We start from the raw sequence: 23,052 nt of genomic DNA on the forward strand, positions 1-23,052 counted from the left end.
GGCCCAGGGCACGCGCGCTCAGCGGGACCTGAGCAGCTCCCGGACGTGGCCCGCACGGGCGCGTACGTCGGATTCGGCGAGACCACCGACGGGAGCTGCCGTGGATTCCGGCCGACCGGGCCGGTGGCAGGAGCGGCAGAGACCGTCGGGGAGTGCCTCCGGGCGGCCGGGCACACCGCACCTGGTGCATTCCATCATCATGCGGTGAACGGGGCCGCCGGACGCGGGCGGCGCCACGGTCGGGGAAACGCTCGGCGGGATCTTGTCGGCGAGGCGGCGGCGTACGAACCCGACCGGTGAGCCGATCTGCCCGGGGAGCCCGGCGGTGAGGGCCTGCGTCAGGTATTCGGCGGTCACGCCCCGGGCCAGCCACTCGGCGGCCCGTGCCTCCAGCACCGCGCAGTCGGCGGCGGACAGGGACAGACGCGGATCGGTGCGCCCGAGCAGGGCCAGGGCCAGATAGGCGGGGGAGGGTGCATCAGGCGAAGCCGGAGTCGGTGCGGGCTCGGGGGGCCGCTGCTGCGGCACGGCCGGCGTCGCGGCCGGTTCCTCCACGGGGACCGGGGGCGGCGGCGATGCGGCGACGACCGGGGCCGCATCACGCTCCCCGGCGGCGAGGTGGGAGCCCCACCACTGGTTGTCGCGGGGGGTACGGGACCAGAACGTCCGGAAGACCCACCGGACCTGCTCGCCCTCACCGACCAGGCACCGCACGCGGCGCAGGTACCCGGCCACGGACAGGGCCTTGAGCGCCGAGCCCACCGCCTGCTGGCCGTAGAGCGGCAGTTGTTTGGCGAGGCTCTTCACATCCATGGCCGCACCGTCGGGAAGGTGGTCGACGAACCCGGCGACGTACCGCTCGCGGGTGGGCAGGTGCGCGAAGTCGTCCGCGTGTGAAGGGGTTTGGTGCGGCACCGACCGCTTGCCGTAGCCGGGATTCGCCATCGGGTACGGGCGGGAGAGTGCGGGGGTGCGGGCAGCGGCACTAAGGTGCTGGACAGCCACGGGATCGTCCTCTTCTTCTTGCGATCTTGTGGTGAGACCCCGGCCGGTGCTGCTAACACCGCGTCGGGGTCGTTCGTTTGGTCGCACGGTAAGCACTCGTGACGCCTCGCCGCAACTCGATCACAATTAGTCATACTTGCTGTCGGTGGCGGGTCGGGGAGGTTGGGGAGGTTTCCCCAAACCCCTTCTTTTCCCTACCGGTTACAAGAAGGCGCTCGAATCCCGGAGCTCGCATCCCGACGCCCGGATCCCGAAGCTCAAGCTTCGGGCGCAGCCGTCTTCACGTACACCCTGAGGAGTGAACCGGCCGGTCCCGGGGCTCGGGTCCCGGGACGCGAGATCCGAGCTTCGGGCCGTGCCTGGTGGTCCGTCGGGAGGGCCCGGTCAGCCGCCGAGGTCGAGTGAGCCGTTCCTGACGGCTGTCACGAAGGCCGACCAGCTTGCCGTGGACGCGATCACGGCCGGTCCGTGGGAGACCTTGCTGTCCCGTACGGGGACGACGTCGTAGCCATGGGCTATCTCAAGGCATTCGCCCTGGCTGCCTCCGCTGTAACTGGACTTGCGCCACCGAGCAAGCGTGGACGAGTCGGATACGCGGTTCTCAGTGCCGGCCATTTGTGTGTTCCTCCGCTGCCGCCCGGATGGTGGTCAATGATTCGCGGCGCGACATCGCGTCACTCAGCGCAAGAGCGTAAGCGGTCTGACTGGTCCTCACCAGTGAGGGATCGTCGAGAAGGCTTCCCGACAGGAAGCCTTCGACGTACGCCACGGGGGCGGAGTCCTGAAAGCTCATGAGGGTGAGCAGCCCCTCCTGGAGCGCGTACGCACCGGCTCCGAACGGCAGTACGTGCAGTCGAAGGCGGCCGGCGGCTGCCATGTCCGCGATCTTGCCGAGTTGTTCTGCCATGACCTGAGGCCCTCCTACCTGGCGGCGGAGCACGGCTTCGTCGAGGATCGTCCAGACGACTGGTTTGATCGGCCCGTCAAGCACCTGGGCGCGCTCTGTTCGGATGACAACGTCTCTGTCAAGCTCCGCGGATTGATGGTTCGGCCTGTAGGCGGAGAACAGTGCGCGGGCGTAACCCTCGGTCTGAAGGAGCCCGGGAACGAGGGCCGGGGCGAACTGCCGGATCTCCGTCGCCTGCCGTTCCAGCTCGGCCACCGCCGCGAAGTGGTCGACGAACTTCGTGTCCAGATCCTCCAGCCACCGGGCGAAGAACCCGTCCGTGCTCAGCGCCCGGTCGATCCGCTGGGCGTCATCAGGGTTCGGCAGCCGACGGCCCGCCTCGAAGTGGCTGATGAGTGTCGGCGAACACACGATCCGCTCACTCAGCGCCTCCTGGGTCAGGCCGGCTGTCGTGCGCCTGAGCCGCAGTTCCTCGCCGTACTTCGCTCGCGCCGTGCGCGGCCTGTGGTGCGACGCCATGCGACCAACTCCTCGGGATGACAAGGGTGCTGTCAGGCGCGACCCCCTGGCAGCGTACCGAGGGATGACCTCAGCATGTGAAGAGTTGAACACGCAGCGTGGTTGCCCGATCCCATTCGGGGCGTGCCGCGCGAAAACGCCCCCGCAGCCGGTGGAAGCGGCTGCGGGGGCATGGTCGACCCGAGGAAAGCAGGAAGACATGACGGACCGTATCGCCCGCTTCTTCGAGCTGGTGGTGAGAACGCTGCTGCCCGGTGCGGGACGGCGTTGGGGCGCGTATGACCATCCGTGCTCAGCGGTGTACGTGGGCGGTGTGACGGCCCGCTGCACCGGGGAGCGGCCGCCGCGCGGCGAGGACAGCCCGCTGGTGCGCCCGTACTACCTGGCGTACGAGAGGGAGCTGGAAGAACGCGGGCGGGCGGAGCTGAGGCGGCGACGGGTGCTCCTGGTCGCCCCGTACGGCTGGGGGATGGCGGCATGAGGACGAGTTCGGGGTCCGCACGGCTGCTGCCGTGGACGACGACGAGTGGTGAGCCCTGCTATCTGCTCGGCGACGGGGTGGGCAAGGTGTCGCGGATGGCGGACCGGGTCGAGGGTGCGCAGCTCTCCATGGCCGGTGAGTTGCTCGGCCACGCGGCCGACATGCTGGCCGACCGGCGGTCGACGAGTGCGCAGGTGCACTACCTCGCGTGCCGGCTGGCCGAGTCGCTGGGCGACGTGAGGCGGGTGGCCGAGAGTCGAGGGCGACGGCTGGTCGGCACCTCTGACGACCTTGCGTCCGGCGGTGGGTGATGCCCCGTCATCCCGACCGGCGCGGAGTGGTCTGCTGGCGGACGTCGACTGGACGGGGGCGGTTTTCGGCCCCGTTCTGCCGGACCGTCAAATAGTTGCCGCTAGGCAAATGATGTCACGCTGGGGGATATTTCTGGGCGTAACGGTCGGCAGTAACGGCTTGTTCCGACAGGTTTGCGTTCATGGAACAGGAAAGTCGTTCGCCGAACGTGAAGGTCCCGTGTCAGCGTGCGGAGCTCCGGTGGCCGTTGTGGCTGCTGTGATTCTTGTTTCCCGTGGGGGGATTGCATGGTTTCGCGTGCTTCCGGCACGCCGTTTCGGCGTGCTCGCATACATCCCAGAACCGCTCTGACCGCCGCGTTGGTGGTGGTCGCGCTCGGTACTTCCGCACTGCCCGCTCTCGCTGCCCCGGCGGCCGACGATCCGTCGGCCGTCTCGGCGTGGGGGCCGGGCGGTACCAAGGCGCAGATGCCCGAGGTGAAGGTCGGGTCCAACAGCCCGGTCCCGGCGGAGGCCGAGGCGCCGGTGTCTGCCGAGGTCGCGGCCTGGCGGGCCGCTCAGAAGGACCGGGCGCGGGCCGGCGACGGCGCCGGTGCGGCCCGCTCGTCGGCTTCGGTGTCGATGTACGTGCCGGAGGGCCAGGGCGCGGTGCCGTGGCACCAGATCTCCGACTTCCGGATCACCGACTCGCTCGTCGCGCGGGTCAACTTCTCCAACGGCAACCTGATGCTCGCCGCCACCGACTTCGACGTCGCCGGGGTGGGGCAGAAGCTGCGGCTGGCGCGGACGTACAACTCGCTGGACGCCCCGTGGGGGAAGGTGTCGCAGCGCTGGTGGCAGGAGTACGAGCGCTACGCGCAGGTCTTCGATTCCGAGGTCGTCGTCTACGACGCGAGTGGCGCGGCGGTCCGCTTCACCGAGGAGTCCGACGGCACCTTCACCACGCCCAAGGGCTACTCGAAGGACCTGAAGAAGAACGCGGACGGCACGTACACGCTGACCGACCGCAAGTCGGGTTCCAAGGACACGTACGACGCCGGTGGCACGCTGACGAAGGTCACCGACAGGAACCACGGCGTCATCACGATCACCCAGCACGACGAGGGAGCCGAGCACCAGGGGTTCAAGGTCACCGAGACCCGTTCCGGCCGGTGGGTGGATCTGCTGAAGACGGACGCCTCGCAGTGGCAGGCCAAGGACCACACGGGCCGCACCGCGGTCTACGACCTGAACCCGTCGGGTGACGTCGCGAAGACGACGGACACCGAGGGCAAGGCCACCCAGTTCGGCTACGACTCCTCCCGCCGGCTGACGAAGATCACCACCCCGGAGGGGCGGGTCACGGTCTTCACCTACGACGACCGCAACCGCGTCACCTCCATGCTCCGCGCAACCGCCCTCAACGGTTCCGGTCACACGGGTCCCACCTGGACCTACACCTACTCGGCGTCCTCGCCCTCGGCGGCGGGCACGACGAAGGTCACCGACCCCGAGCAGCACTCCACGACGTACAAGCACGACGCCGACGGCCAGGTCTCCGACGTCACCGACGCCCTGACCCACAACCGGACCAAGACGTTCGACGTGAACCGCAACGTCGACACCGCGTCGGACGCGATGGGAGTCGGCGGCACCGGTGCCAACGTCACGACGTACGGGTGGGACGGCCGCAACAACCCCACCTCGGCCAAGCTGCCGACCGGGGCCACTTCCACGGCCACCGGCTACCAGACCATCGCCGGTGCCGACCTTCCCGGCTCGATGACCACCGCGGACAACGAGAAGACCGACTACACCTACGACACGGCGGGCAACACCAAGTCGGTCGCGGTGGAGGGCACGGGCGGCGGGAACCAGAGCTTCGACTACAACCCGGCCACCCCTACCTGCCAGGGCTTCGAGGGCCAGCGCTGCAAGGCCACGACGAAGATGACCTCCACGAAGTCGGTGTCCACGACCTTCGCCTACGACGCCCAGGGCAACCTCAGGACGGTCAAGGCCCCCGCCCCGCTGGGCACGACCACCTACACGTACGACGGCCTCGGGCGCACGACCACGGTCAAGGACGCACGCGGCGTGACCACGCTGTACGAGTACGACAACCGCGACCGCGTCACCAAGGTCGACAGCTCCAACTACGCCACCGTCACCTACTCCTACGACGGTGACGGCAACCTCAAGCAGCGTTCCGACGGCACCGGTGTGATCAAGTACGACTTCGACCCGCTGTCCAGGGAGACCGTACGGACGCTGCAGGACGGCTCGCAGACCGTCCTCGCCTACACCCCGGCCGGAAACGTCGACACCTACCAGGACCCGGCAGGGCTGACGGACTACACCTGGAACGAGGTGAACAAGCTCAAGTCACTCAAGGACCCCAAGGGCAGGACCACCTCGTACGAGTACGACAACAACGACGTCCGTACCAGGACCACATATCCGGGCAGCACTGTCCAGACGGTCACCCCGGACAGGTCGGGCCGCCCGGAGAAGATCAAGGCCACCTCACCCAAGGGCACCCTGGTCGATCTCGCCTACTCCTACGCCAACGGGACCAAGGACGGCGGCAAGATCCGCACCAGCACGGACGCGGTGAGCGGCTACAAGACCTCCTACACCTACGACGGCGCGGGCCGCTTCTCCTACGCCAAGGAGGAGAAGGGCACCACGCTGAACAGCTCCTGGCAGTACTGCTACGACCTGGCCGGCAACCTCACCTCCCAGGGCACCGAACCCGGCTGCCCACGAGGCACCACCTACACGATCAACGACGCCCAGCAGGTCACCGCGAAGAACGGTTCCGCGACGAACTGGTCCTACGACAAGATCGGCAACGAGACCGCAGGTGCCTCCACCCCCGAGGACACCAGGACGGGCGAGAAGTGGTCGGACTACTCCCAGATGACCTCCGTCACGGTCGCGGGGAAGACGTACGCGGGTCAGTACGGGTCGACCGACCAGTCCGAGCGGATCAAGCTCGGTGACACCTTCTTCCACAACGGCCCGATCGGCCTGGCCGGCACGTCAACCGCCGGAGTGGACACGGGATTCAACCGCGAGCCCGGGGGCACCCTGAACTCCATGACCCGTGGGGGGAAGAACTACTACTACCTGACCGACGCACTCGGCAGCGTCGTCGCCATGGCCGACGAGGCCGGCACGAAGGTCAACAGCTACGGCTACAGCCCCCGAGGCGTCTCGCGCGGCACCACCACCGAGACGGTGCCCCAGCCCTACCGGTTCACCGGCGGCTACCAGGACCCCACCGGCCTCTACCACTTCGCGGCCCGCTACTACGACCCCAACATCGGCCGCTTCACCAGCCCCGACCCCTCCGGCCAGGAGAAGAACCCCTACCTCTACGCCGAGGGCGACCCCGTCAACCGCATCGACCCCGACGGGCTCCTCAGCCTGAGCGGCGTAGCCGACGCCCTCGGTCCGATAGGCGATGTCGGTACGGGAATTACTCACCTGGCCCAAGGCGACACCCAGGCGCTCTGGGGCGATGTGGCGGGTGCGCTGGCAGGAGGTTTCGCCGGAGCGCTGTGCGGAGCGGCGGTGGCCGCTACTGCCGCCCCCACGCTCGGAGGATCCCTCGGAGCCTCGGTGGGGTGCTACGCCATTTCCTGGAGCGCGGGGCAAATAGCATCCAACGCCGTCAGCGGTTGACGGACGGGCCGGGCGGGAGGGGCTTTCCCCTCCCGCCCGCAGGACGAAAGGGAATCAGCATGCCTCATGTGGGATGGTCCGTGGAGCAACGGGCGGCCGTCAAGCGGTATCTCCAGTTCGCCGCCGTTTTCGCGGTATTGGGAGTCGCCTTCTCCGTCTTCCTCATCGCGTCCGGCAACGCGGGAGGTTGGGCGCTTCTGGGGATTGTCGCGTGCATCGCCGTGGTGGGCTACTTCTTCATCCAGAAGGGCAAGGGCGGACAACCGTAGGCGACGCCTGCGTTCTTCGGGCTCGCTTCTCACGGGGAAGGGCCGGGGACGCGGCACGTAGTGCGGGACCGGGCCGCGGGGAGGGCGAGGCGTACGTTCCGTACGCCTCGCCCTCCCGTCAGTTCCCCAGGTCCGCGAGCTGGTCGAACCCGCCGATCGAGCGCGGGTCGCGCGGGCCCGGGCCGACGTACGTCGCCGAGGGGCGCACCAGGCGGCCCGTGCGCTTCTGCTCCAGGATGTGCGCCGACCAGCCCGCCGTACGGGCGCAGCTGAACATCGACGTGAACATGTGCGCCGGAACCTCGGCGAAGTCCAGCACGATCGCCGCCCAGAACTCGACGTTCGTCGCCAGGACGCGGTCCGGGCGCCGGGCGTGGAGCTCCTCCAGGGCGGCCTTCTCCAGGGCCTCGGCGACCTCGAAGCGCGGGGCCGCCAGCTCACGGGCCGTGCGGCGCAGCACGCGGGCACGGGGGTCCTCGGCGCGGTAGACGCGGTGGCCGAAGCCCATCAGGCGCTCGCCCTTGTCCAGCGCCTGCTTCACGTACGCCGAGGCGTCGCCGGTCCGCTCGATCTCCTCGATCATGCCGAGGACCCGGGACGGCGCACCGCCGTGGAGCGGGCCCGACATGGCGCCCACCGCGCCGGAGAGCGCCGCCGACACGTCGGCGCCCGTGGACGCGATGACGCGGGCGGTGAACGTCGAGGCGTTCATGCCGTGTTCGGCGGCCGACGTCCAGTAGGCGTCGACGGCCTTCACGTGCTTCGGGTCCGGCTCACCGCGCCAGCGGATCATGAACCGCTCGACCACGGACCCGGCCTTGTCGATCTCGCTCTGCGGGACCATGGGCAGGCCCTGGCCACGGGCCGACTGGGCCACGTACGACAGGGCCATGACGGCCGCCCGCGCCAGGTCGTTGCGCGCGGTCTCCTCGTCGATGTCGAGCAGTGGTTTCAGGCCCCACACCGGGGCCAGCATGGCGAGCGCGGACTGCACGTCGACGCGGATGTCACCGGAGTGCACCGGGATCGGGAAGGGCTCGGCGGGCGGCAGGCCGGGGTTGAACGCCCCGTCCACCAGCAGGCCCCAGACGTTGCCGAACGACACGTGGCCCACGAGGTCCTCGATGTCGACGCCCCGGTACCGGAGCGAACCGCCCTCCTTGTCGGGTTCGGCGATCTCCGTCTCGAACGCGACGACTCCTTCAAGTCCGGGTACGAAGTCGGACATCGGGCGGCTCCCTCGGCTCGGCGGCTGTATGACGGCCACGAAGGCCTGACCACGATACTGGCGGGTACCAACGACGCGGGGAAGGGTGACGTCCGGCACAGCCCCGGCTCGCCGCCCGGCGATCGTGCCGCTCCCCGCAGGAACACCGGCCCGCTGCGGCAGGATGGCCCCGTGCCCACAGCCGATGCCACTCCGTCCTCCGCTTCCGCCTCCTCCCACGCCTCTGCATCCGATTGCACCACCGATCCGGCCGCGATGCGCGAGCAGTACCGTTCGGAGGACTTCACCGAGCAGGATCTCGCCGCAGGCCCCATGGACCAGTTCGCGCGCTGGTTCGGCCAGGTCGCCCGGGGCGGAGTGCTCCACGAGCCGAACGCCATGGTGGTCTCCACGGCCGCCCCCGACGGCCGGCCCTCCTCCCGCACGGTGCTGCTGAAGCAGTACGACGACCGCGGCTTCGTCTTCTTCACCAACTACGGTTCCCGCAAGGGCCGCGAGCTGGCGGCGAACCCGTACGTCTCGCTGCTCTTCCCCTGGCACCCGCTGGCCCGCCAGGTCATCGTCACCGGCACCGCGGCCCGCGTCGGCCGCGAGGAGACGGTCGCGTACTTCCGGACCCGCCCGCACGGCTCCCAGCTGGGCGCCTGGGCGAGCGAGCAGTCGACGGTCATCGGCTCCCGCGAGGAGCTCGTCGCGCGCTACGAGGAGCTGGCGGCCCGCTACCCGGAGGGCGAGAAGGTCCCGGCGCCGCCGCAGTGGGGCGGCTTCCGGGTCGTACCGGACGCGATCGAGTTCTGGCAGGGCCACGCGAACCGGCTGCACGACCGGCTGCGGTACGTCCGTGAGGGCGCCGGCTGGCGGGTGGAGCGCCTCTGCCCGTGACCCGTGGGACCGCCGAGGCCTGCGGGGAAACGCCGGGTAACGCAGAAACCCGCAGGCTCTGGTCCCCCCTTGCGGAGGAGCCGGCCGGATCTACCGGCGAGCCTGCGGGTCGGTGACTGCTTGGGTTTCGGCAGACAGCCTGCCGAGGTGCACTGTGTGCGACGACGGGCTGTCAGCCCGCAGCCACCTCACGAATCCGATAAGACTGCACTTTTCGGATCACCTCCTTTCGACGTGTAGTCACAGCCTAGGAACCTCTCCGCGACCGCACAAGCGATTTGTCGCGGCCTTTCGAGGGGCCCTCCGCCGTACACCGGTCTCCGCCGGTGGACACCGGATTTCCGGGAAGTGGCTGTGTGGTGGCTCACCGTCGAGTTCAATTGTCTGACGTGCGGCAACGTGGAACGCGAAGCGGAGAACGCCCTGCTGGAGGTGCGGTGTGAGTGCTTCCAGGAGCACCGGGACGACCGACGCGCTCGGACCCGACGAGGACCCCGAGCGCGAGCCGGCCGTGGCGGCCGTCCCGGGTTCCCAGCTGCTCGCCGCGCTGCTCGACGGCATGGACGCGGCGCTGTGCGCCTTCGACGCAGAGGGGACCATCACCCACTGGAACCGTGAGGCGGAGCGGATTCTCGGCTGGTCCGCCGCCGAGGCCGTCGGGCGGCAGGGGTTCGCCGGATGGGCCGTGCGGAGCGCGGACGCCGGCGATGTGCATAAGCGGCTGATGGCGGCCATGGGCGCCCCCGGACGGCAGGTGCACGAGTTCGCCCTGCTGCGCAAGGACGGCGGGCGGGTGCTCGTGCGGACCCAGTCGTCGCGGGTGCGGGGCGAGGACGGAAGGCCCGCCGGGGTCTACTGCGCGTTCAGCGAGGTGCACGCCCAGATCGACCTGGAGCGGTCCATCGCGCTCAGCGAGGCACTGTTCGAGGACGCGTCCTGGGGTGTGGTCCTGGTGGACGTGGACCTGCGCCCCACCGTGGTCAACGCCTACGCGGCGCGTGCCCTGGGCGGCGGGCGCACCGCGTTGCTGGGGCGCCCGCTGGGCGAGCTGGTCGTCCAGGGCGTCGAGGACCTCGAGGGCGCCCTTGAGCACGTACTCGCCGAGGGCGCTCCCACCTCTCCGGCCGAGCTGTGGGTGACCCTGCGGACCGCCGACGGGGACAGGCGGCGCTGCTGGCGCAGCGGGTTCCTCCGGCTGGCGTCGCCGCTGGCGGAGGAGCCGGTCCCGCTCGGCGTGGGCTGGCTGTTCCGGGACGTCACGGCGTCGAAGCTCGCGGCGCAGGAGGCGGACCGGGTGCGCTTCCGGTCGAACCAGCTGCACCGGGCGGCCCGGCAGGCGGCGGAGTGCGAGGACCCCATGGAGGCGGCGACCACGTCGCTGGACTACGCCCTCGCGGGGTTCGCCGACCACGTGGTGGTGGACCTGCTGACGGATCTCGCGGCGGGGGAGCGGCTCGTGCGGGCCGCCGCCACCCCGTCCGACGCACCCGGCCCGTGCCTCCCCGTCTCGGGTGGGTCGATTCCGGTGCGGTACGGGACGGGGCACCCGGCCCTCCAGGCGCTGGAGCGCACGGGCTCGGTCCGCGCCGCGGCCCCGGCCGAAACGGGCGGGACGTGGGCGGCGGAGCGGCAGTGGCAGCGCGGCTCGGTGCACGCCCTGTGCGCGGTGCTGCGGAGCCGGGGCCGGACGCTGGGTGTGGTGACGTTCCTGCGCACGGCGAACCGCAACGCGTTCGAGCGCCCGGACGTGATGTACGCCGAGAGCGTGGCGGTGCGGGTCGCCTCGGCGGTCGACCTGGCGCTGCTCACGGCGGGGCGGGACGGCCTGTAGAAGGTGCCGGAGCGCGGTCCGGGGGGCGCGGTCTCAGGGTCCCCGACCCGACCCGACCCGGCCTTGTGCCGGCACCCGTGCCGCCGGGCCCTGCACCGTCCTGCTGGAGGGCCCGGCTCGTGGGGCCGCTCCCGTGCCGCTCGGTGCCGCTCAGTGCCGGTAGAAGATCCGGTCCCCGTACTCCCGCATCACGCGGCCGTTCCACTCGTGTCCGCCGTCGACGTTGCCCGAGCGCAGCAGCGGCGGCTCGATGCCCCGGGCGACGAGTTCCTCGGCCGCGGTGGCCATCATGGCCTGCATCAGCGCGCTGGTGACCACCGTCGACGCGGGCGCGAAGGGTGCCTCGACCCCGTCCGCGGTCAGCTCGGCGTCGCCGATCGCGATCTTGCTGTCGAGCACGATGTCGCAGTGGTCCCGGAGGAACCCGCCCGAGGCGTGCCGGGACTTCGTGCCGGTCGTGTACGCGACCGAGGTGACCCCGACGACCGTGAGCCCGAGTGCCCGCGCGTTCTGGGCCATCTCCACCGGCAGTGCGTTGCGTCCGGACAGGGAGATGATCACGAGGAGGTCGCCGGACCGGGCGGGGCTGGAGTCGAGGACGGCGCTCGCGAGCCCGTCCACCCGCTCAAGCGCGGAGCCGAGCGTGGCCGGCATGACGTCGACACCCACCGTGCCCGGTACGGCGAGCAGGTTCATCAGGGCCAGTCCGCCCGCCCGGTAGACGACGTCCTGCGCGGCGAGCGAGGAGTGCCCGGCGCCGAAGGCGAAGAGCCGTCCGCCGGCGGCGACGGTGTCGGCGATCGCGGCCCCGGCGGACGCGACGGCTGCGGACTCCTCGTCGCGCACCCGCTCCAGCAGGCCGATCGCTGCGTCGAAGAACTGACCGGCGAGCTTGCTGTCGCTCATCGAGGAGGCCTTTCCTGCGGGGTCGGGGCCCGTGCGGTGCCCGTGTCGCGGATCACGTTGCGGTCTGGACCACTGGGCTGTCAATAGCGCTCGGGCCCGGTGCGCTGCACGGGCTCACGACTGCGTGGCACGGTTGTCGGCCGTATGCGTCAGAATTGGTAGGGGCCATCGCACGACGACTTCATGTCACAGCATCGAGGGGCACGTATGTCCGGACTGATCGACACAACGGAGATGTATCTCCGCACCATCCTCGAGCTCGAAGAGGAAGGCGTGGTCCCGATGCGCGCCCGGATCGCCGAACGGCTGGACCAGAGCGGTCCGACCGTCAGCCAGACGGTTGCGCGCATGGAGCGGGACGGCCTGGTCCAGGTCGCGGGCGACCGCCATCTGGAACTGACCGAGGAGGGGCGCCGCCTGGCGACACGGGTGATGCGCAAGCACCGGCTCGCCGAGTGCCTGCTCGTCGACGTGATCGGCCTCGAGTGGGAACAGGTCCACGCCGAGGCCTGCCGCTGGGAACACGTCATGAGCGAGGCGGTGGAGCGCCGCGTGCTGGAGCTCCTGCGGCACCCGACCGAGTCCCCGTACGGAAACCCGATCCCGGGCCTGGAGGAGCTGGGCGAGAAGGCCGAGGCCGATCCGTTCCTGGACGAGGGCATGGTGAGCCTGGCCGAGCTCGACCCGGGCACGGAGGGCAAGACGGTGGTGGTGCGCCGGATCGGTGAGCCGATCCAGACCGACGCGCAGCTGATGTACGCGCTGCGGAGGGCGGGCGTGCAGCCCGGCTCCGTCGTGAGCGTGACCGAGTCGGCCGGCGGCGTGCTCGTCGGTTCGAGCGGTGAGGCGGCCGAACTGGACGCCGAAGTCGCCTCGCACGTCTTCGTCGCGAAGCGCTGAACTGCGGTGACGCGGGCACCGGCGGCCTGCCGGCACATGCAGGCGCCGGTGCGGATGCACGTGCAGATCTGAGCCGGTAAGCCCGCTTTCGGTTTTCCGCCCGGAATCGCAGCGCCCGGGCGAAACGCGTGCCAGGCTGTTCCCAGGCATATGACCTGAGGGTGCCGCGGCGGAGCCTGCCGAGCGGTCGGGGAGGGAGCGGGAAATGCACCCATCGCATCGGCGTGTGCGCCGTGAGGCGGCTGCCGGACTCCCCGACGCCCCCGTGGTCCCGCGGCGTGTTCGAGGCGCGCTGCCCACGCCCCCGGGTCTCGTCGCGACGGCCGGGCCGGCCGTCCCGGCGCAGCCTCCCGAGCGCGGACCGGCGTGTTCCGGAACGGCGGGCGGCCCCGGCGCCTGCGGGCACCGGGGCCGGTTCTCCCCCGCGCTGACCCGGAGCCCCGAGCTCTCGAGGCCAGTCCCCGCGGACCCCTGTCCCCGAGCGGTCCGCTTCCCGGTGAAGACCTCCCCAGGGCGCGGAGCGCCAATCCCGAACCACTGTCACCCGAACGTGGGAAGTTGCGAGCCGGAACCGGGTTTTCGAATAAAGGTTCGATAGCCTGGCGTAGGCGACCACACGGTGATCGAGGACCTGAAGGGGGTGCCAGAACCTATGGTGCGGCGCATCGATGTGACCGGAGCCGACGGCGTACGCCTCGCGGCCTGGGAGTTCGCGGATCCGCCCAAAGGGCGCGGGGAGGCCGTGCGGGCCCCCGGGGTCTTGATGCTGCACGGCCTGATGGGCCGGTCCGCGCACTGGGCCTCCACCGCCCGCTGGCTCTCCGAACGCCACCGCCCGGTCGGCCTCGACCAGCGGGGCCACGGGCGCAGCGAGAAGCCGGCCGGCGGCCCGTACACCCGTGACGCCTACGTCGCGGATGCCGAGGCGGCCATCGAACAGCTCGATCTCGGCCCCGTCACCCTCATCGGGCACTCGATGGGCGCGCTGACCGCGTGGCAGCTCGCAGCCAAGCGCCCCGACCTGGTCGAGGCGCTCGTCATCTGCGACATGCGGGCCTCCGCCCTGGGGGCCGCCTCGCAGCGTGAGTGGGAGGACTGGTTCGACGCGTGGCCGCTCCCCTTCGCCACGCTCGCGGCGGTGCGGAAGTGGTTCGGCGAGGACGACCCCTGGGTGGAACGCCCCAACCCCTCGCGCGGCGAGTTCTTCGCCGAGGTGATGGCGGAGAGCCCGGACGGCTGGCGGCCGGTGTTCTCGCGGGAGCAGATGCTCACGTCGCGCGCCACCTGGGTCCACGACGCGCACTGGGAGGAGCTGGCACAGGTCCGCTGCCCCACCCTGGTCCTGCGGGGGATCGACGGGGAGCTGGGCAGGGCGGAGGCCCAGGAGATGGTCCGCGTGCTGCCGCGCGGCCAGTACGCGGAGGTGGCGGACGCCGGCCATCTCGTCCACTACGACCAGCCGGAGGGGTGGCGCACGGCGGTGGAGCCGTTCCTGGAGCAGCTCGCCGAGGACTACCGGGACGACCGGCAGCACGTCAGCCCGTGACGGCGCCCCACGCCCGCCCGGCCCCGTGCCGGGCGGGCGTGCTCCCGGCCGACGTGCTCCCGGTCCGTGCGGCGGCGGTCGTCGTCAGTGCGGCCGTTGCAGTCCCGCGACGAGGACCTCGACCAGCCTTCGGGCGTCGTAGCGGACATCGCTGTCCGCGCCCACGCAGAGGTTTCCGACACCGCGCATGAGCTGGTAGGCGCTGAGGTCGGAGTGGATCTCGCCCGACGCGGTGGCGGCGTCGAGCAGTTCGGTGCACACCGGCAGCAGGCGGTCGAGGAAGTAGGCGTGCAGCGCCTCGAATCCGGCGTTGTCCGCCTGTAGCGCGCCGGCGAGCCCGTGTTTGGTCACCAGGAAGTCGACGAACAGGTCGATCCACCGCCCGAGGGCGGCGTGAGGCGTCGGCCCGGCCGCCAGCAGGGCGGGGCCGGCCTCGGCGCAGGCGTCGACCTGGTGCCGGTAGACGGCGATGACGAGATCCGCCCGCGTCGGGAAGTGGCGGTAGATCGTGCCCAGTCCGACGCCCGCCTCGGCCGCGATGTCACGTACCGGCGCTTCCACGCCCGAGGCGACGAACACCGCGGCGGCCGCGTCGAGCAGGGCCTCCTTGTTGCGCCGGGCGTCCTTCCGTCTGGCCTGGGGTGGCCGGCCCGTGTCCTTGTCGCTGTCGTCCACCGCGACACTCCCTCCACTGCCGAGCTGCCGGGGGCAGCGCCCCGGATCTTTTCGGAACGCGGTTCCGTTTGCCCATGATGCCAGAGAGCTCTCGGCCGGTCCCGGTCCCCGCCGACCCTCAGCCCTTGCTGACCGCGGTGAGGATCTCAGGGAGCCGCTCCGCGGTGCGCGGCGCCGCCAGGCGGACACCGAGCCACCCGATGAACGCTCCGTACACCGCGCCCACCGGCAGCACCAGCCACAGCCAGTCGTGACGGCCGCTCAGCTGGAACCAGACCGTCAGCCCGATCACGGGCGCGCTCAGCACGGCCGCCGCGACCATGCCGCCCAGGACGGAGATCCACGCGAGCCCGGCCTGCCCGGGTACGACGTTCTTGAACGCCCCGTCCTGCGGGATCGAGTACGGGAACAGCGCGGAGGCCAGGGCACCCGTCGCGAGCATCGCGCCGAGCAGGGCGAACGACAGGCCCATGACCCCCGGCAGCGCCGCCCAGTCCCCGGTCACCGCAGCCGTCACCACCGTCACCAGAACCGTGTACGGCAAGGTGATCAGCAGCAACGCCAACGCCCGCGCCCGCAGTTCGGCGTACGCTTCCCGGGTCGAGGAGATCGTCAGCGCCACCATCCAGAAGGCGGAGGTGTCCTGGCCGAACTGGTTGTACATCTGCATGCCGAGCATCCCGGCGGCGAAACAGGCGAAGTAGACCGAGCCGGCCCCCTGCACCGCGTTGAGCACCGGCACGATCAAGCCGATCGCCAGAGCCGTCACCCAGGACGCCTTCGTCTTCGGATCCCGTACGACGTAGCGCAGGCTCCGCTCGACGACGGTGCCCGTGCGCCCCTCGGGGAACAGTGCGAGGAGCCCCGTACGGCCGGTGCCCGAGCGGCTGCGGGAGGGTTCCGCCGCGGCGAGGGTCGAGCCGTCCGGCGAGGTCATCAGCTTCACCAGGCTCCGCTCCCACAGCCACATCAGGACGCCCAGCGCGAGCACGGAGAGGAGCAGCTGCGCCAGCGCCGTGCCGTACGCCCCCTCCGACGCGGAGTCCACCGCGCCGAGGGCCGAGGCCGGCGGCAGCCAGCGCACCACGTCCGCGAGCGGTTCGAGCGAGGACAGTCCGCCGGCCCTGCCCAGCCGCTGCGCGCCGAAGTTGACGAACTGGATCCCCACCGCGATCACCAGGCCGCTGAGCACGGCGAGGTCGCGGCCCTTGCGCGAGGTCAGCAACCGGATGTTCGCCGTGGCGACGGACCGCGCCAGCGCCACGCACACCAGCAGCGTCAGGGGCACGGCGATCACCCCGAGGACGGCAGCCACCGCCCCGTGCGCCACCGCGATCACGGAGCCGAGGGCCAGGGCGAGTGTGAAGAGCGGTCCGATACCGATCAGCGAGGCCGCCAGCAGAGCCCCGATCAGCGGGCGCGGACGCAGCGGCAGCATGACAAGCCGGCTCGGGTCCAGGGTCTCGTCACCGCTCGGGAAGAACAGCGGCATCACGGCCCACCCCAACGCCACCACCGCGGTCAGCAGCACCACCAGGGTGCCCGCCTGCGCGTGGCCGCGCAGCACGACCAGCCCGACCACCTGGCCCGCCGCGAGGAGCAGCGCGCCGACGAGCGACGCGATGTAGGCGGCCCGGCGCCCGGACGACTGGCGCAGCCCGTTGCGCAGCAGGGCCAGCTTCAGCCGTACGAAGACGGGGACGAGGCCTTGGCCGCGTACGACGGGGACCGTGGAACCGACGGGGGCGTCCAGCACGGTCATCGGGCACCGCCCAGCCACTCCAGGGACTCCCCGGTGTCCCGGGCGCCCGCGCCGACCAGTTCGAGGAAGGCGTCCTGGAGGGAGGAGGCCTCCCCGCGCACCTCGGCGAGCGTGCCGTGGGCCCGGATCCGCCCGGCGGCCATGACGGCCACCCAGTCGCAGAGCGACTCGACGAGCTCCATCACATGGCTGGAGAAGACCACGGTCGCCCCGGAGCGGGTGTACCGCTCCAGCACTCCGCGGATCGTCTGTGCCGACACGGGGTCGACGCCCTCGAACGGCTCGTCCAGGAAGAGCACTTCGGGATTGTGCAGCAGTGCGGACGCCAGCCCGATCTTCTTCCGCATCCCGGTCGAGTAGTCAACGACCAGCTTGTGCTGTGCCCCCGCCAGGTCGAGGACGTCGAGGAGCTGGGTGGCCCGCCTCTCGACCTCGGCGGCCGGCAGCCCGCGCAACCGTCCTGTGTAGAGGAGGAGTTCACGGCCCGAGAGGCGCTCGAAGAGCCGCAGCCCCTCGGGGAGCACCCCGATCCGGGACTTGACCTCGACCGGGTCGCGCCACACGTCGTGGCCGCCGACCTCGATGCGTCCCATGTCGGGCCTCAGGAGACCGGTCACCATCGAGAGCGTGGTGGTCTTCCCGGCGCCGTTGGGGCCCACCAGGCCGATGAACCTGCCGGCGGGCAGCTCCAGATCGATTCCGCCGACCGCGATCTGCTCCCCGAACCGCTTCCACAGTCCTTCCACCCGCACGGCGGGCGGTGGCGTCGCAGCCCCGCCCGCCGTGTGCGTTCCACCCTTGCTGTCCGCCTGGTCCGGCATGGCACTGCCTTTCGATATCCCCGCGTGTGGGGACCACCCTACGAAAGGCGGGTCCGGGCGTCCGCCGCCTCCCGTGCGCACGCGTACGCGAGCGGGCTGATCAGCTCGTCGGCCTCCGGCAGCCAGAGGTTGGCGCGGGAGGGGCGGCGGGCCCACTGCACGGCGCCGCGTCCGGCGATCCGGGTCGGCGGCCCGGCGATGTACTCGCCCTCGCCGCGTCCCACCAGGCCGATCGCCTTCGCGTCCCAGCCCAGTTGGCGCACGAGCTCGGGCATCCTGGCCGCGGCGCCCGGCAGGGCGAGGAACAGCATCCGGCGGTCCGGGGTGCGTGTCACCGGGCCGAGCGTGAGCCCCATGCGCTCCATCCTGGCCAGGGCCAGGAAACCGGCGGACTCCGGTACGTCGAGGGCGTCGAAGGTCCGGCCGGCCGGCAGGAGCACCGACGAACCGGGCTGCCTGGACCACATCCGGCGGGCCGCCGCCGCGCTGCCCGTGGCCTGGCCCGCCCAGTCGGCCCGGGTGGGATGGGCCCCGGGGGCGCCGCAGCCGGCGTCTCCGCACGAGCAGCGCTCCGTCCCCCCGACGGGCTCGAGCCAGGTGCCCGGGAACACGTCCCAGCGCCGCTCCTGGGCGTACCAGGCAGCGGCCTCCGACAGCTGTTCACCTCGCTGCTTGGGTACCTCTGCGGATTCCGTCACTCCGATGGCCTCTTCCACGCCCGTTCAACTTCCGTCGTCACCGCGGGTTACGGGCGCGCGTGCACTCTTCGCGCTGGATCGATCCTGCACATGGGGCGCACGGATGCATGGGCAGGGGCGCGCGGGAGACGGTGCACCGATGCGGGGGTATCCACTCGCAGGACTGTGCCAACTCGCCACCGCTCGCACCCAATGCAGATGAATATGCGCATTTCTTGTGTCGTTCCGGGCAGTGTTCCCTTCATCGGTCACTGCGGTCCCAGGGGGAAAAATGGCAGCCAGACCTCTCGTCGCCCGCCAGCCGAACGAACGGCTCCAGACGCTCATCCAGGAGGCGTCCTGTTCCAACGCGGGTCTCGCCCGCCGCGTGAACATGGTCGGGGCCGAGCGAGGGCTCGACCTGCGTTACGACAAGACGTCCGTGGCCCGCTGGCTGCGCGGCCAGCAGCCGCGCGGCAGGGCCCCGGGGATCATCGCCGAGGCGATCGGCCGCAAGCTCGGCCGCACGGTCACGATCGACGAGATCGGGATGGCCAACGGCAAGAGCCTCGCCTCGGGCGTGGGCCTGCAGTTCGCCCCCACGGTCCTCGGCGCCGTCGAGCAGGTCTGTGAACTGTGGCGCAGCGACGTGGGCCGCCGCGACCTGCTGTCCGGGTCGGCCGTCGCGGCCTCCGCGCTGGTCGAACCCAGCCGCGACTGGCTGATCACCGGTGCGGACCCGCAGGTGGCGCGGACCTCCGGGAGCAGGGTGGGGATGCCGGACGTGGCGGCGGTCCGCGCGATGACGGCGGCGCTGGTCGACCTGGACCACCGCTTCGGCAGCGGACACGTGCGGCCCGTCCTGGTGCACTACCTCAACAGCGTGGTGTCGGGGCTCCTTTCGGGGGCGTACCGCGAATCGGTCGGCCGTGAGCTGTTCGGCGCGGTCGCGCGGCTCACCGAGCTCGCCGGGTACATGGCGGTCGACACCGGCCAGCCCGGCCTGGCCCAGCGGTACTACATCCAGGCCCTGCGCCTGGCCCAGGCCGCGGGCGACCGTGCGTACGGCGGCTACGTGCTCGCCGCCTCGATGAGCCATCTCGCCGCCGAGCTCGGCAATCCACGGGAGATCGCCCAGCTGGCGCGCGCCGCGCAGGAGGGCGCGCGGGGGCGGGTGACCCCCCGTGCCGAGGCGATGTTCCACGCGGCGGAGGCCCGGGGCCACGCGCTCATGGGCGACGCCCGCACCTGCCAGGTGTCCGCGTCCAGGGCGCTCTCCGCCCTGGACCAGGCCGACCCGGACACGGGCGACGATCCGGACTGGATCGCCCACTTCGACGGGGGCTACCTCGCGGACGAGCTGGCGCACTGCCATCGCGACCTGGGACAGGCCGAGCCCGCCGCCCGACGTGCGAAGGAGGCCCTGGCGGCCCTCCCGGAGTCCCGTGCCAGGCGCCGGGGCATCGGCCTGGTGCTGCTGGCCACGGCGCAGGTGCAGCAGCGCGAGGTGGAGCAGGCGTGCCACACGGGCCTGCGGGCGGTGGAGCTGCTGGCGACGGTGCGCTCCTCCCGGGGTGCCGAATATCTCGACGACCTCCAGCAGCGGCTGGAGCCGTTCGGGAGCGAACCCTCGGTCCGGGAGTTCGGCGCCAGGCTGGAGCTCCAGGCCGCCTGACCTGCCCCGTGGGGGAGTTGACCCATGTACAGCGCCGTGGAGGCGTGGGGCGTTACCCGCCTGTGAAGGGGTGGTGAGCGCTGCCGGGCACTTGGCGCCCGGCGGCAGCCACCCGGTAGCGTGAGCCGACGATTCCATAGGTTCACACGTAGGAGTCCCGGTGACGCAGAGCGGACAGGGCGACGAGCCGCAGCTCCCTGCTGTACGGCCCGCCCACGAAGGTGTCGTGCTGCCCGCGGAGGGCGGTGCCCCCTGGACCGTGGGGGGTCACGCCGGCGGGCAGCCGGACCAGGCCGCCCCCGCGGGCGGGCAGCCGTGGGGCAGCCCCTGGGGGCCGGCCGCACCGCAGGACGGCGCACCGGGCCTGCTGCCACCGGAGCAGCCCCAGCAGGGCGGTTACGCGCCGCAGTACGGGCAGTACCAGCAGCAGTACGAGCCCCAGCAGCAGGACCCGTACCAGCAGCAGTACGCGCAGCCCCTGCCGCCGGAGGCCTCCCACGGGCTGCCGCAGGGCGCGGGCCACGGCGGCGACGCGGACGCCACGCAGTACATCGCGCCCGTCCCCGGAGGCCACGGGCCGGGCGGGCTGCCGCCCGAGCACCGGGCGGAGTCCACCGGGTACGCGGGCCGGTCGGGCGGGCCCGGACAGTCGGGCGACGCGGACGCGACCCAGTACATACCCCCCGTCCCCGGCGGCGCGCCGTACGGGATACGGCCCGGGGCGCCGGGCGACAGGCAGCCGCCCGCGGAGTTCGACAGCCTCTTCCGCAGCGACGAGCCCGCGGGTTCCACGCAGCAGATGCCCCGCTTCGACCAGGGGCAGCAGCAGCACCAGGCGTACCAGGGCGGATCCGGACAGCAGCCGCCGCACGGCGAACAGCCCTTCCGGTCCGGCCCGCAGGGTCCGCGCGGCGGGCAGGAGCCGGAGGGCCAGGGGCGCGGTACGCAGCGCAGACGGTCCGCGCACATCCCGCTGATCGCCGCGGTCGTCGTCGGATGCGCCGTCGTCGGGCTCGGTGCCGGGGCGCTCCTCAGCGGTGGCGACGACACGTCCAAGGACGACAAGCAGCCGGTCTCGTCGCAGAGTTCGGCCGGGGCCGATCCCTCGTCGCAGGCGGACGACCCGGCGAAACCGCAGGCGGAGGCGCTCGACAAGCTCCTCGCCGACAGCAACAACAGCCGCGCGGCCGTGATCGGCGCCGTGGAGAAGATCAAGAGCTGCCGGGCACTGGACCAGGCGGCCACCGATCTGTCCGGCGCGGCCGGACAGCGCCGCGACCTGGTGACCCGGCTCGAAGCGCTGAGCGTCGACCGGCTCCCCGGGAAGGCGGAGCTCAAGGCGTCCCTGACCACGGCGTGGCAGGCGTCGGCGGAGGCCGACGACCACTACGCCGCGTGGGCGGGCCAGGCCAAGAACGACAAGAAGGTCTGCAAGGGCGGCAAGGCCCGCTCGACCGACGAGACGGCCAAGGCCAACGCGTCCAGTGGCGAGGCCACCACCGCCAAGCGGCAGGCCTCGGGCCTCTGGAACTCCATCGCCCGGAAGTACGGGCTGACCGAGCGCGCCCCCACCCAGCTCTGACGTACCGCCCGTCAGGACCGCCGCCGGTCAGGTGCCGGCGGGATGCCGGGGGCCGTCGGCGGCGGGGTCGGGTCAGCCGGCGTCCAGGAGGGTCTCGGTGACGTCCACGAACCCCTCCTTCGCCGAGGTCAGCCTGCCGTTCCTGACCACCTGGAACGTCACCTGCCCGTTGACGACGCGCGCGTAGTCCGGCGCGCCGACCGCGTCCTGGAAACGCCAGCGCAGGACCGGCGTGAGCCCTCCGGTGTCCACCTCGGTGCCCCGGTTGAGGCCGACGGAGACGCCGCCCGCCAGGATCTCGGGCCGGTCCATCGCCTCGACGACCGCCCTGAGCACGGTGTAGGCGATCCAGGTCGTCTGCACGCCCGTGTCCTCGGGATCGATCCGGTTGTCGCCGAAGGCGTACTTCCGGATCACCTCGCGCATCTCGTTCCAGCGCGCGTCGCCGGGGGCCGGGTACCAGCCGGTGACCAGGGCCCCCTCGAAGGGGCTGTTCCGCCCGCCCGTGCGGTCGACGAGCGGCTGGCCGACACTGCCCAGCACGGAGGCGATCCGCACGCCGGAGTCCTCGCGTCCGAGCCGGCGGAAGGAGTCGAAGAACGTCTCCGTGCGCTTGCCGAGCACCGCCGTCACACATCCGTCCTCCCCCGCCTCCTCGACGGCCTCGGCCGCCTGGAAGTCGTACGAGGTGGCCTCCTCGGGCGCCCTGATGTCGTGGGAGCGGGGGAGTTCGTTCCGACTGAGGCTCACGTCGAGCAGGCCCGGCAGCGAGTCGCCGACCAGGGTGTCGGGCCGCACCAGGGCCACCCGTTCGCAACCGGCCGCCAGCTGCTCGCCGTTGCCCGCCACGAGCGCCGCCAGGCCGCCGTTGACCGGATAGGAGAGATAGCTGGTGAACTCGTCGGCCGATGCGCCGTACCCGCCGATGTACGGGATCCCGGCGGCCTCCAGCGGGGCCAGGAACGCCCGCCCGTGCCTGCTGTACGAGCCGACCACCGCGGCCACGTCCTCGTCGGCCGCCCGCCGGGCGCACTTCGACGCACCCTCGGCGGTGTCCTGCTCGTTGCAGGTGAGCACCCGGAGCTCGTGGCCGCCGATCCCGCCCCGCTCGTTGGTCCAGCGGGCGTAGGTCCGTGCCATGGCCGGCATGCCCGCCATGTTCACCGAGTCCGCCCCCGTGGTGTCCGGGGCCCATGTCATCACGGTGACGGGCTCCCTGGAGCCCCCCTGGGCCCCGGGGAGGGAGCCGCACCCCGATATCAGCAGCGCCCCGGCCACCGCCGATGTGACGAGCTCGTAGGGACGGAGTGAGGTGAGGCGTCGCCATCCGGTCATGGGCATGAACTTTTGCGGGTCACGCGTAACGCCACGGTGTGTCGTGGTCGACGCACGGTGACGCCGAGGTG

At 71.5% G+C, this 23,052-nt stretch carries 20 protein-coding genes; 10 read left to right on the forward strand and 10 right to left on the reverse strand.

The genetic code is table 11. The features are described from left to right. Window positions 1-18: 18 nt before the first annotated feature. From AB0I83_RS09100 to AB0I83_RS09110, 3 genes are all read right to left on the reverse strand, one after another. Window positions 19-945 carry a MarR family transcriptional regulator gene (locus tag AB0I83_RS09100; RefSeq protein WP_363304385.1) on the reverse strand — a complete coding sequence of 309 codons (927 nt, stop codon included), beginning with the start codon at window positions 943-945 and terminating at the stop codon, window positions 19-21. Window positions 946-1,389: 444 nt separating this feature from the next. Further along, window positions 1,390-1,620 (reverse strand): DUF397 domain-containing protein, encoded by a 231-nt coding sequence (locus tag AB0I83_RS09105; protein WP_356531525.1) that lies wholly within the window; start codon window positions 1,618-1,620, stop codon window positions 1,390-1,392. Next, complete coding sequence (locus AB0I83_RS09110; RefSeq protein ID WP_356531527.1) at window positions 1,607-2,431, reverse strand: helix-turn-helix transcriptional regulator; 825 nt, start codon at window positions 2,429-2,431, stop codon at window positions 1,607-1,609. The genes AB0I83_RS09105 and AB0I83_RS09110 overlap by 14 nt, the downstream gene beginning before the upstream one ends. A 199-nt stretch (window positions 2,432-2,630) precedes the next feature. On the opposite strand from AB0I83_RS09110, the gene AB0I83_RS09115 reads away from it, so the two are divergent. The 4 genes from AB0I83_RS09115 to AB0I83_RS09130 all read left to right on the forward strand — a co-directional run bounded on the left by AB0I83_RS09115 (window position 2,631) and on the right by AB0I83_RS09130 (window position 7,161). Next, window positions 2,631-2,912, forward strand: coding sequence for a hypothetical protein (locus AB0I83_RS09115; protein WP_363304157.1), 282 nt, complete (start codon window positions 2,631-2,633; stop codon window positions 2,910-2,912). After that, window positions 2,909-3,223: a hypothetical protein gene (locus AB0I83_RS09120; protein ID WP_363304158.1), complete on the forward strand. Its 315-nt coding sequence runs from the start codon at window positions 2,909-2,911 to the stop codon at window positions 3,221-3,223. The genes AB0I83_RS09115 and AB0I83_RS09120 overlap by 4 nt, the downstream gene beginning before the upstream one ends. Window positions 3,224-3,691: 468 nt before the next feature. Next, window positions 3,692-6,892: an RHS repeat-associated core domain-containing protein gene (locus AB0I83_RS09125; protein ID WP_363304159.1), complete on the forward strand. Its 3,201-nt coding sequence runs from the start codon at window positions 3,692-3,694 to the stop codon at window positions 6,890-6,892. A 59-nt stretch (window positions 6,893-6,951) separates the two neighbouring features. Beyond that, window positions 6,952-7,161: a hypothetical protein gene (locus tag AB0I83_RS09130; protein ID WP_356531533.1), complete on the forward strand. Its 210-nt coding sequence runs from the start codon at window positions 6,952-6,954 to the stop codon at window positions 7,159-7,161. A gap of 118 nt (window positions 7,162-7,279) precedes the next feature. On the opposite strand, the gene AB0I83_RS09135 is transcribed toward AB0I83_RS09130, so the two are convergent. Further along, window positions 7,280-8,389 carry a citrate synthase 2 gene (locus tag AB0I83_RS09135; RefSeq protein ID WP_356531535.1) on the reverse strand — a complete coding sequence of 370 codons (1,110 nt, stop codon included), beginning with the start codon at window positions 8,387-8,389 and terminating at the stop codon, window positions 7,280-7,282. Between the two features lie 255 nt (window positions 8,390-8,644). Here AB0I83_RS09135 and pdxH point away from each other — a divergent pair, with 255 nt between their 5' ends. Continuing rightward, the gene (gene pdxH, locus AB0I83_RS09140; RefSeq protein WP_363304386.1) at window positions 8,645-9,271 is read left to right on the forward strand and encodes a pyridoxamine 5'-phosphate oxidase; all 627 of its coding nucleotides are present in this window, start codon (window positions 8,645-8,647) and stop codon (window positions 9,269-9,271) included. A gap of 439 nt (window positions 9,272-9,710) precedes the next feature. Continuing rightward, window positions 9,711-11,102 (forward strand): PAS domain-containing protein, encoded by a 1,392-nt coding sequence (locus AB0I83_RS09145; protein WP_363304160.1) that lies wholly within the window; start codon window positions 9,711-9,713, stop codon window positions 11,100-11,102. 150 nt (window positions 11,103-11,252) lie between these two features. Here the strand turns inward: AB0I83_RS09145 and AB0I83_RS09150 are convergent, their stop codons facing one another. After that, window positions 11,253-12,008 carry an SIS domain-containing protein gene (locus AB0I83_RS09150; protein ID WP_356531539.1) on the reverse strand — a complete coding sequence of 252 codons (756 nt, stop codon included), beginning with the start codon at window positions 12,006-12,008 and terminating at the stop codon, window positions 11,253-11,255. Window positions 12,009-12,215: 207 nt separating this feature from the next. Between AB0I83_RS09150 and AB0I83_RS09155 the strand changes: the two genes are divergently transcribed. After that, window positions 12,216-12,908: a metal-dependent transcriptional regulator gene (locus AB0I83_RS09155; protein ID WP_356531541.1), complete on the forward strand. Its 693-nt coding sequence runs from the start codon at window positions 12,216-12,218 to the stop codon at window positions 12,906-12,908. A gap of 652 nt (window positions 12,909-13,560) precedes the next feature. Beyond that, window positions 13,561-14,454, forward strand: coding sequence for an alpha/beta hydrolase (locus AB0I83_RS09160; RefSeq protein ID WP_363304387.1), 894 nt, complete (start codon window positions 13,561-13,563; stop codon window positions 14,452-14,454). Between the two features lie 84 nt (window positions 14,455-14,538). On the opposite strand, the gene AB0I83_RS09165 is transcribed toward AB0I83_RS09160, so the two are convergent. The 4 genes from AB0I83_RS09165 to AB0I83_RS09180 all read right to left on the reverse strand — a co-directional run bounded on the left by AB0I83_RS09165 (window position 14,539) and on the right by AB0I83_RS09180 (window position 18,428). Next, a complete protein-coding gene (locus AB0I83_RS09165; protein WP_363304162.1) occupies window positions 14,539-15,129 on the reverse strand; it encodes a TetR/AcrR family transcriptional regulator in 591 nt (196 codons plus the stop codon). A gap of 118 nt (window positions 15,130-15,247) precedes the next feature. Next, window positions 15,248-16,891 (reverse strand): transporter, encoded by a 1,644-nt coding sequence (locus AB0I83_RS09170; protein ID WP_363304163.1) that lies wholly within the window; start codon window positions 16,889-16,891, stop codon window positions 15,248-15,250. After that, window positions 16,888-17,712: an ABC transporter ATP-binding protein gene (locus AB0I83_RS09175; RefSeq protein ID WP_356531545.1), complete on the reverse strand. Its 825-nt coding sequence runs from the start codon at window positions 17,710-17,712 to the stop codon at window positions 16,888-16,890. The genes AB0I83_RS09170 and AB0I83_RS09175 overlap by 4 nt, the downstream gene beginning before the upstream one ends. Before the next feature lie 38 nt (window positions 17,713-17,750). Next, window positions 17,751-18,428 carry a bifunctional DNA primase/polymerase gene (locus AB0I83_RS09180; protein ID WP_363304165.1) on the reverse strand — a complete coding sequence of 226 codons (678 nt, stop codon included), beginning with the start codon at window positions 18,426-18,428 and terminating at the stop codon, window positions 17,751-17,753. A 253-nt stretch (window positions 18,429-18,681) separates the two neighbouring features. On the opposite strand from AB0I83_RS09180, the gene AB0I83_RS09185 reads away from it, so the two are divergent. Both AB0I83_RS09185 and AB0I83_RS09190 read left to right on the forward strand, forming a co-directional pair. Further along, entirely contained in the window at window positions 18,682-20,064 is a 1,383-nt protein-coding gene (locus AB0I83_RS09185; protein WP_363304166.1) for a transcriptional regulator, read from the forward strand. Window positions 20,065-20,224: 160 nt separating this feature from the next. Next, on the forward strand, window positions 20,225-21,646 hold the full coding sequence (locus tag AB0I83_RS09190; RefSeq protein ID WP_363304167.1) for a hypothetical protein: 1,422 nt from the start codon (window positions 20,225-20,227) through the stop codon (window positions 21,644-21,646). A 72-nt stretch (window positions 21,647-21,718) separates the two neighbouring features. On the opposite strand, the gene AB0I83_RS09195 is transcribed toward AB0I83_RS09190, so the two are convergent. Continuing rightward, complete coding sequence (locus AB0I83_RS09195) at window positions 21,719-22,981, reverse strand: ABC transporter substrate-binding protein (RefSeq protein ID WP_363304168.1); 1,263 nt, start codon at window positions 22,979-22,981, stop codon at window positions 21,719-21,721. Window positions 22,982-23,052: the final 71 nt, after the last annotated feature.

The sequence above is a fragment of the Streptomyces sp. NPDC049970 genome (genome assembly GCF_040660235.1).
In the GTDB taxonomy this organism is placed as follows: domain Bacteria; phylum Actinomycetota; class Actinomycetes; order Streptomycetales; family Streptomycetaceae; genus Streptomyces.

Coding starts and splice junctions, on each gene's coding strand:
- AB0I83_RS09100 (WP_363304385.1), bottom strand. CDS start 945: ATGGCGAATCCCGGCTACGGCAAGCGGTCGGTGCCGCACCAAACCCCT.
- AB0I83_RS09105 (WP_356531525.1), bottom strand. CDS start 1,620: ATGGCCGGCACTGAGAACCGCGTATCCGACTCGTCCACGCTTGCTCGG.
- AB0I83_RS09110 (WP_356531527.1), bottom strand. CDS start 2,431: ATGGCGTCGCACCACAGGCCGCGCACGGCGCGAGCGAAGTACGGCGAG.
- AB0I83_RS09115 (WP_363304157.1), top strand. CDS start 2,631: ATGACGGACCGTATCGCCCGCTTCTTCGAGCTGGTGGTGAGAACGCTG.
- AB0I83_RS09120 (WP_363304158.1), top strand. CDS start 2,909: ATGAGGACGAGTTCGGGGTCCGCACGGCTGCTGCCGTGGACGACGACG.
- AB0I83_RS09125 (WP_363304159.1), top strand. CDS start 3,692: ATGCCCGAGGTGAAGGTCGGGTCCAACAGCCCGGTCCCGGCGGAGGCC.
- AB0I83_RS09130 (WP_356531533.1), top strand. CDS start 6,952: ATGCCTCATGTGGGATGGTCCGTGGAGCAACGGGCGGCCGTCAAGCGG.
- AB0I83_RS09135 (WP_356531535.1), bottom strand. CDS start 8,389: ATGTCCGACTTCGTACCCGGACTTGAAGGAGTCGTCGCGTTCGAGACG.
- pdxH (WP_363304386.1), top strand. CDS start 8,645: ATGCGCGAGCAGTACCGTTCGGAGGACTTCACCGAGCAGGATCTCGCC.
- AB0I83_RS09150 (WP_356531539.1), bottom strand. CDS start 12,008: ATGAGCGACAGCAAGCTCGCCGGTCAGTTCTTCGACGCAGCGATCGGC.
- AB0I83_RS09155 (WP_356531541.1), top strand. CDS start 12,216: ATGTCCGGACTGATCGACACAACGGAGATGTATCTCCGCACCATCCTC.
- AB0I83_RS09160 (WP_363304387.1), top strand. CDS start 13,561: ATGGTGCGGCGCATCGATGTGACCGGAGCCGACGGCGTACGCCTCGCG.
- AB0I83_RS09170 (WP_363304163.1), bottom strand. CDS start 16,891: ATGACCGTGCTGGACGCCCCCGTCGGTTCCACGGTCCCCGTCGTACGC.
- AB0I83_RS09175 (WP_356531545.1), bottom strand. CDS start 17,712: ATGCCGGACCAGGCGGACAGCAAGGGTGGAACGCACACGGCGGGCGGG.
- AB0I83_RS09185 (WP_363304166.1), top strand. CDS start 18,682: ATGGCAGCCAGACCTCTCGTCGCCCGCCAGCCGAACGAACGGCTCCAG.
- AB0I83_RS09195 (WP_363304168.1), bottom strand. CDS start 22,981: ATGACCGGATGGCGACGCCTCACCTCACTCCGTCCCTACGAGCTCGTC.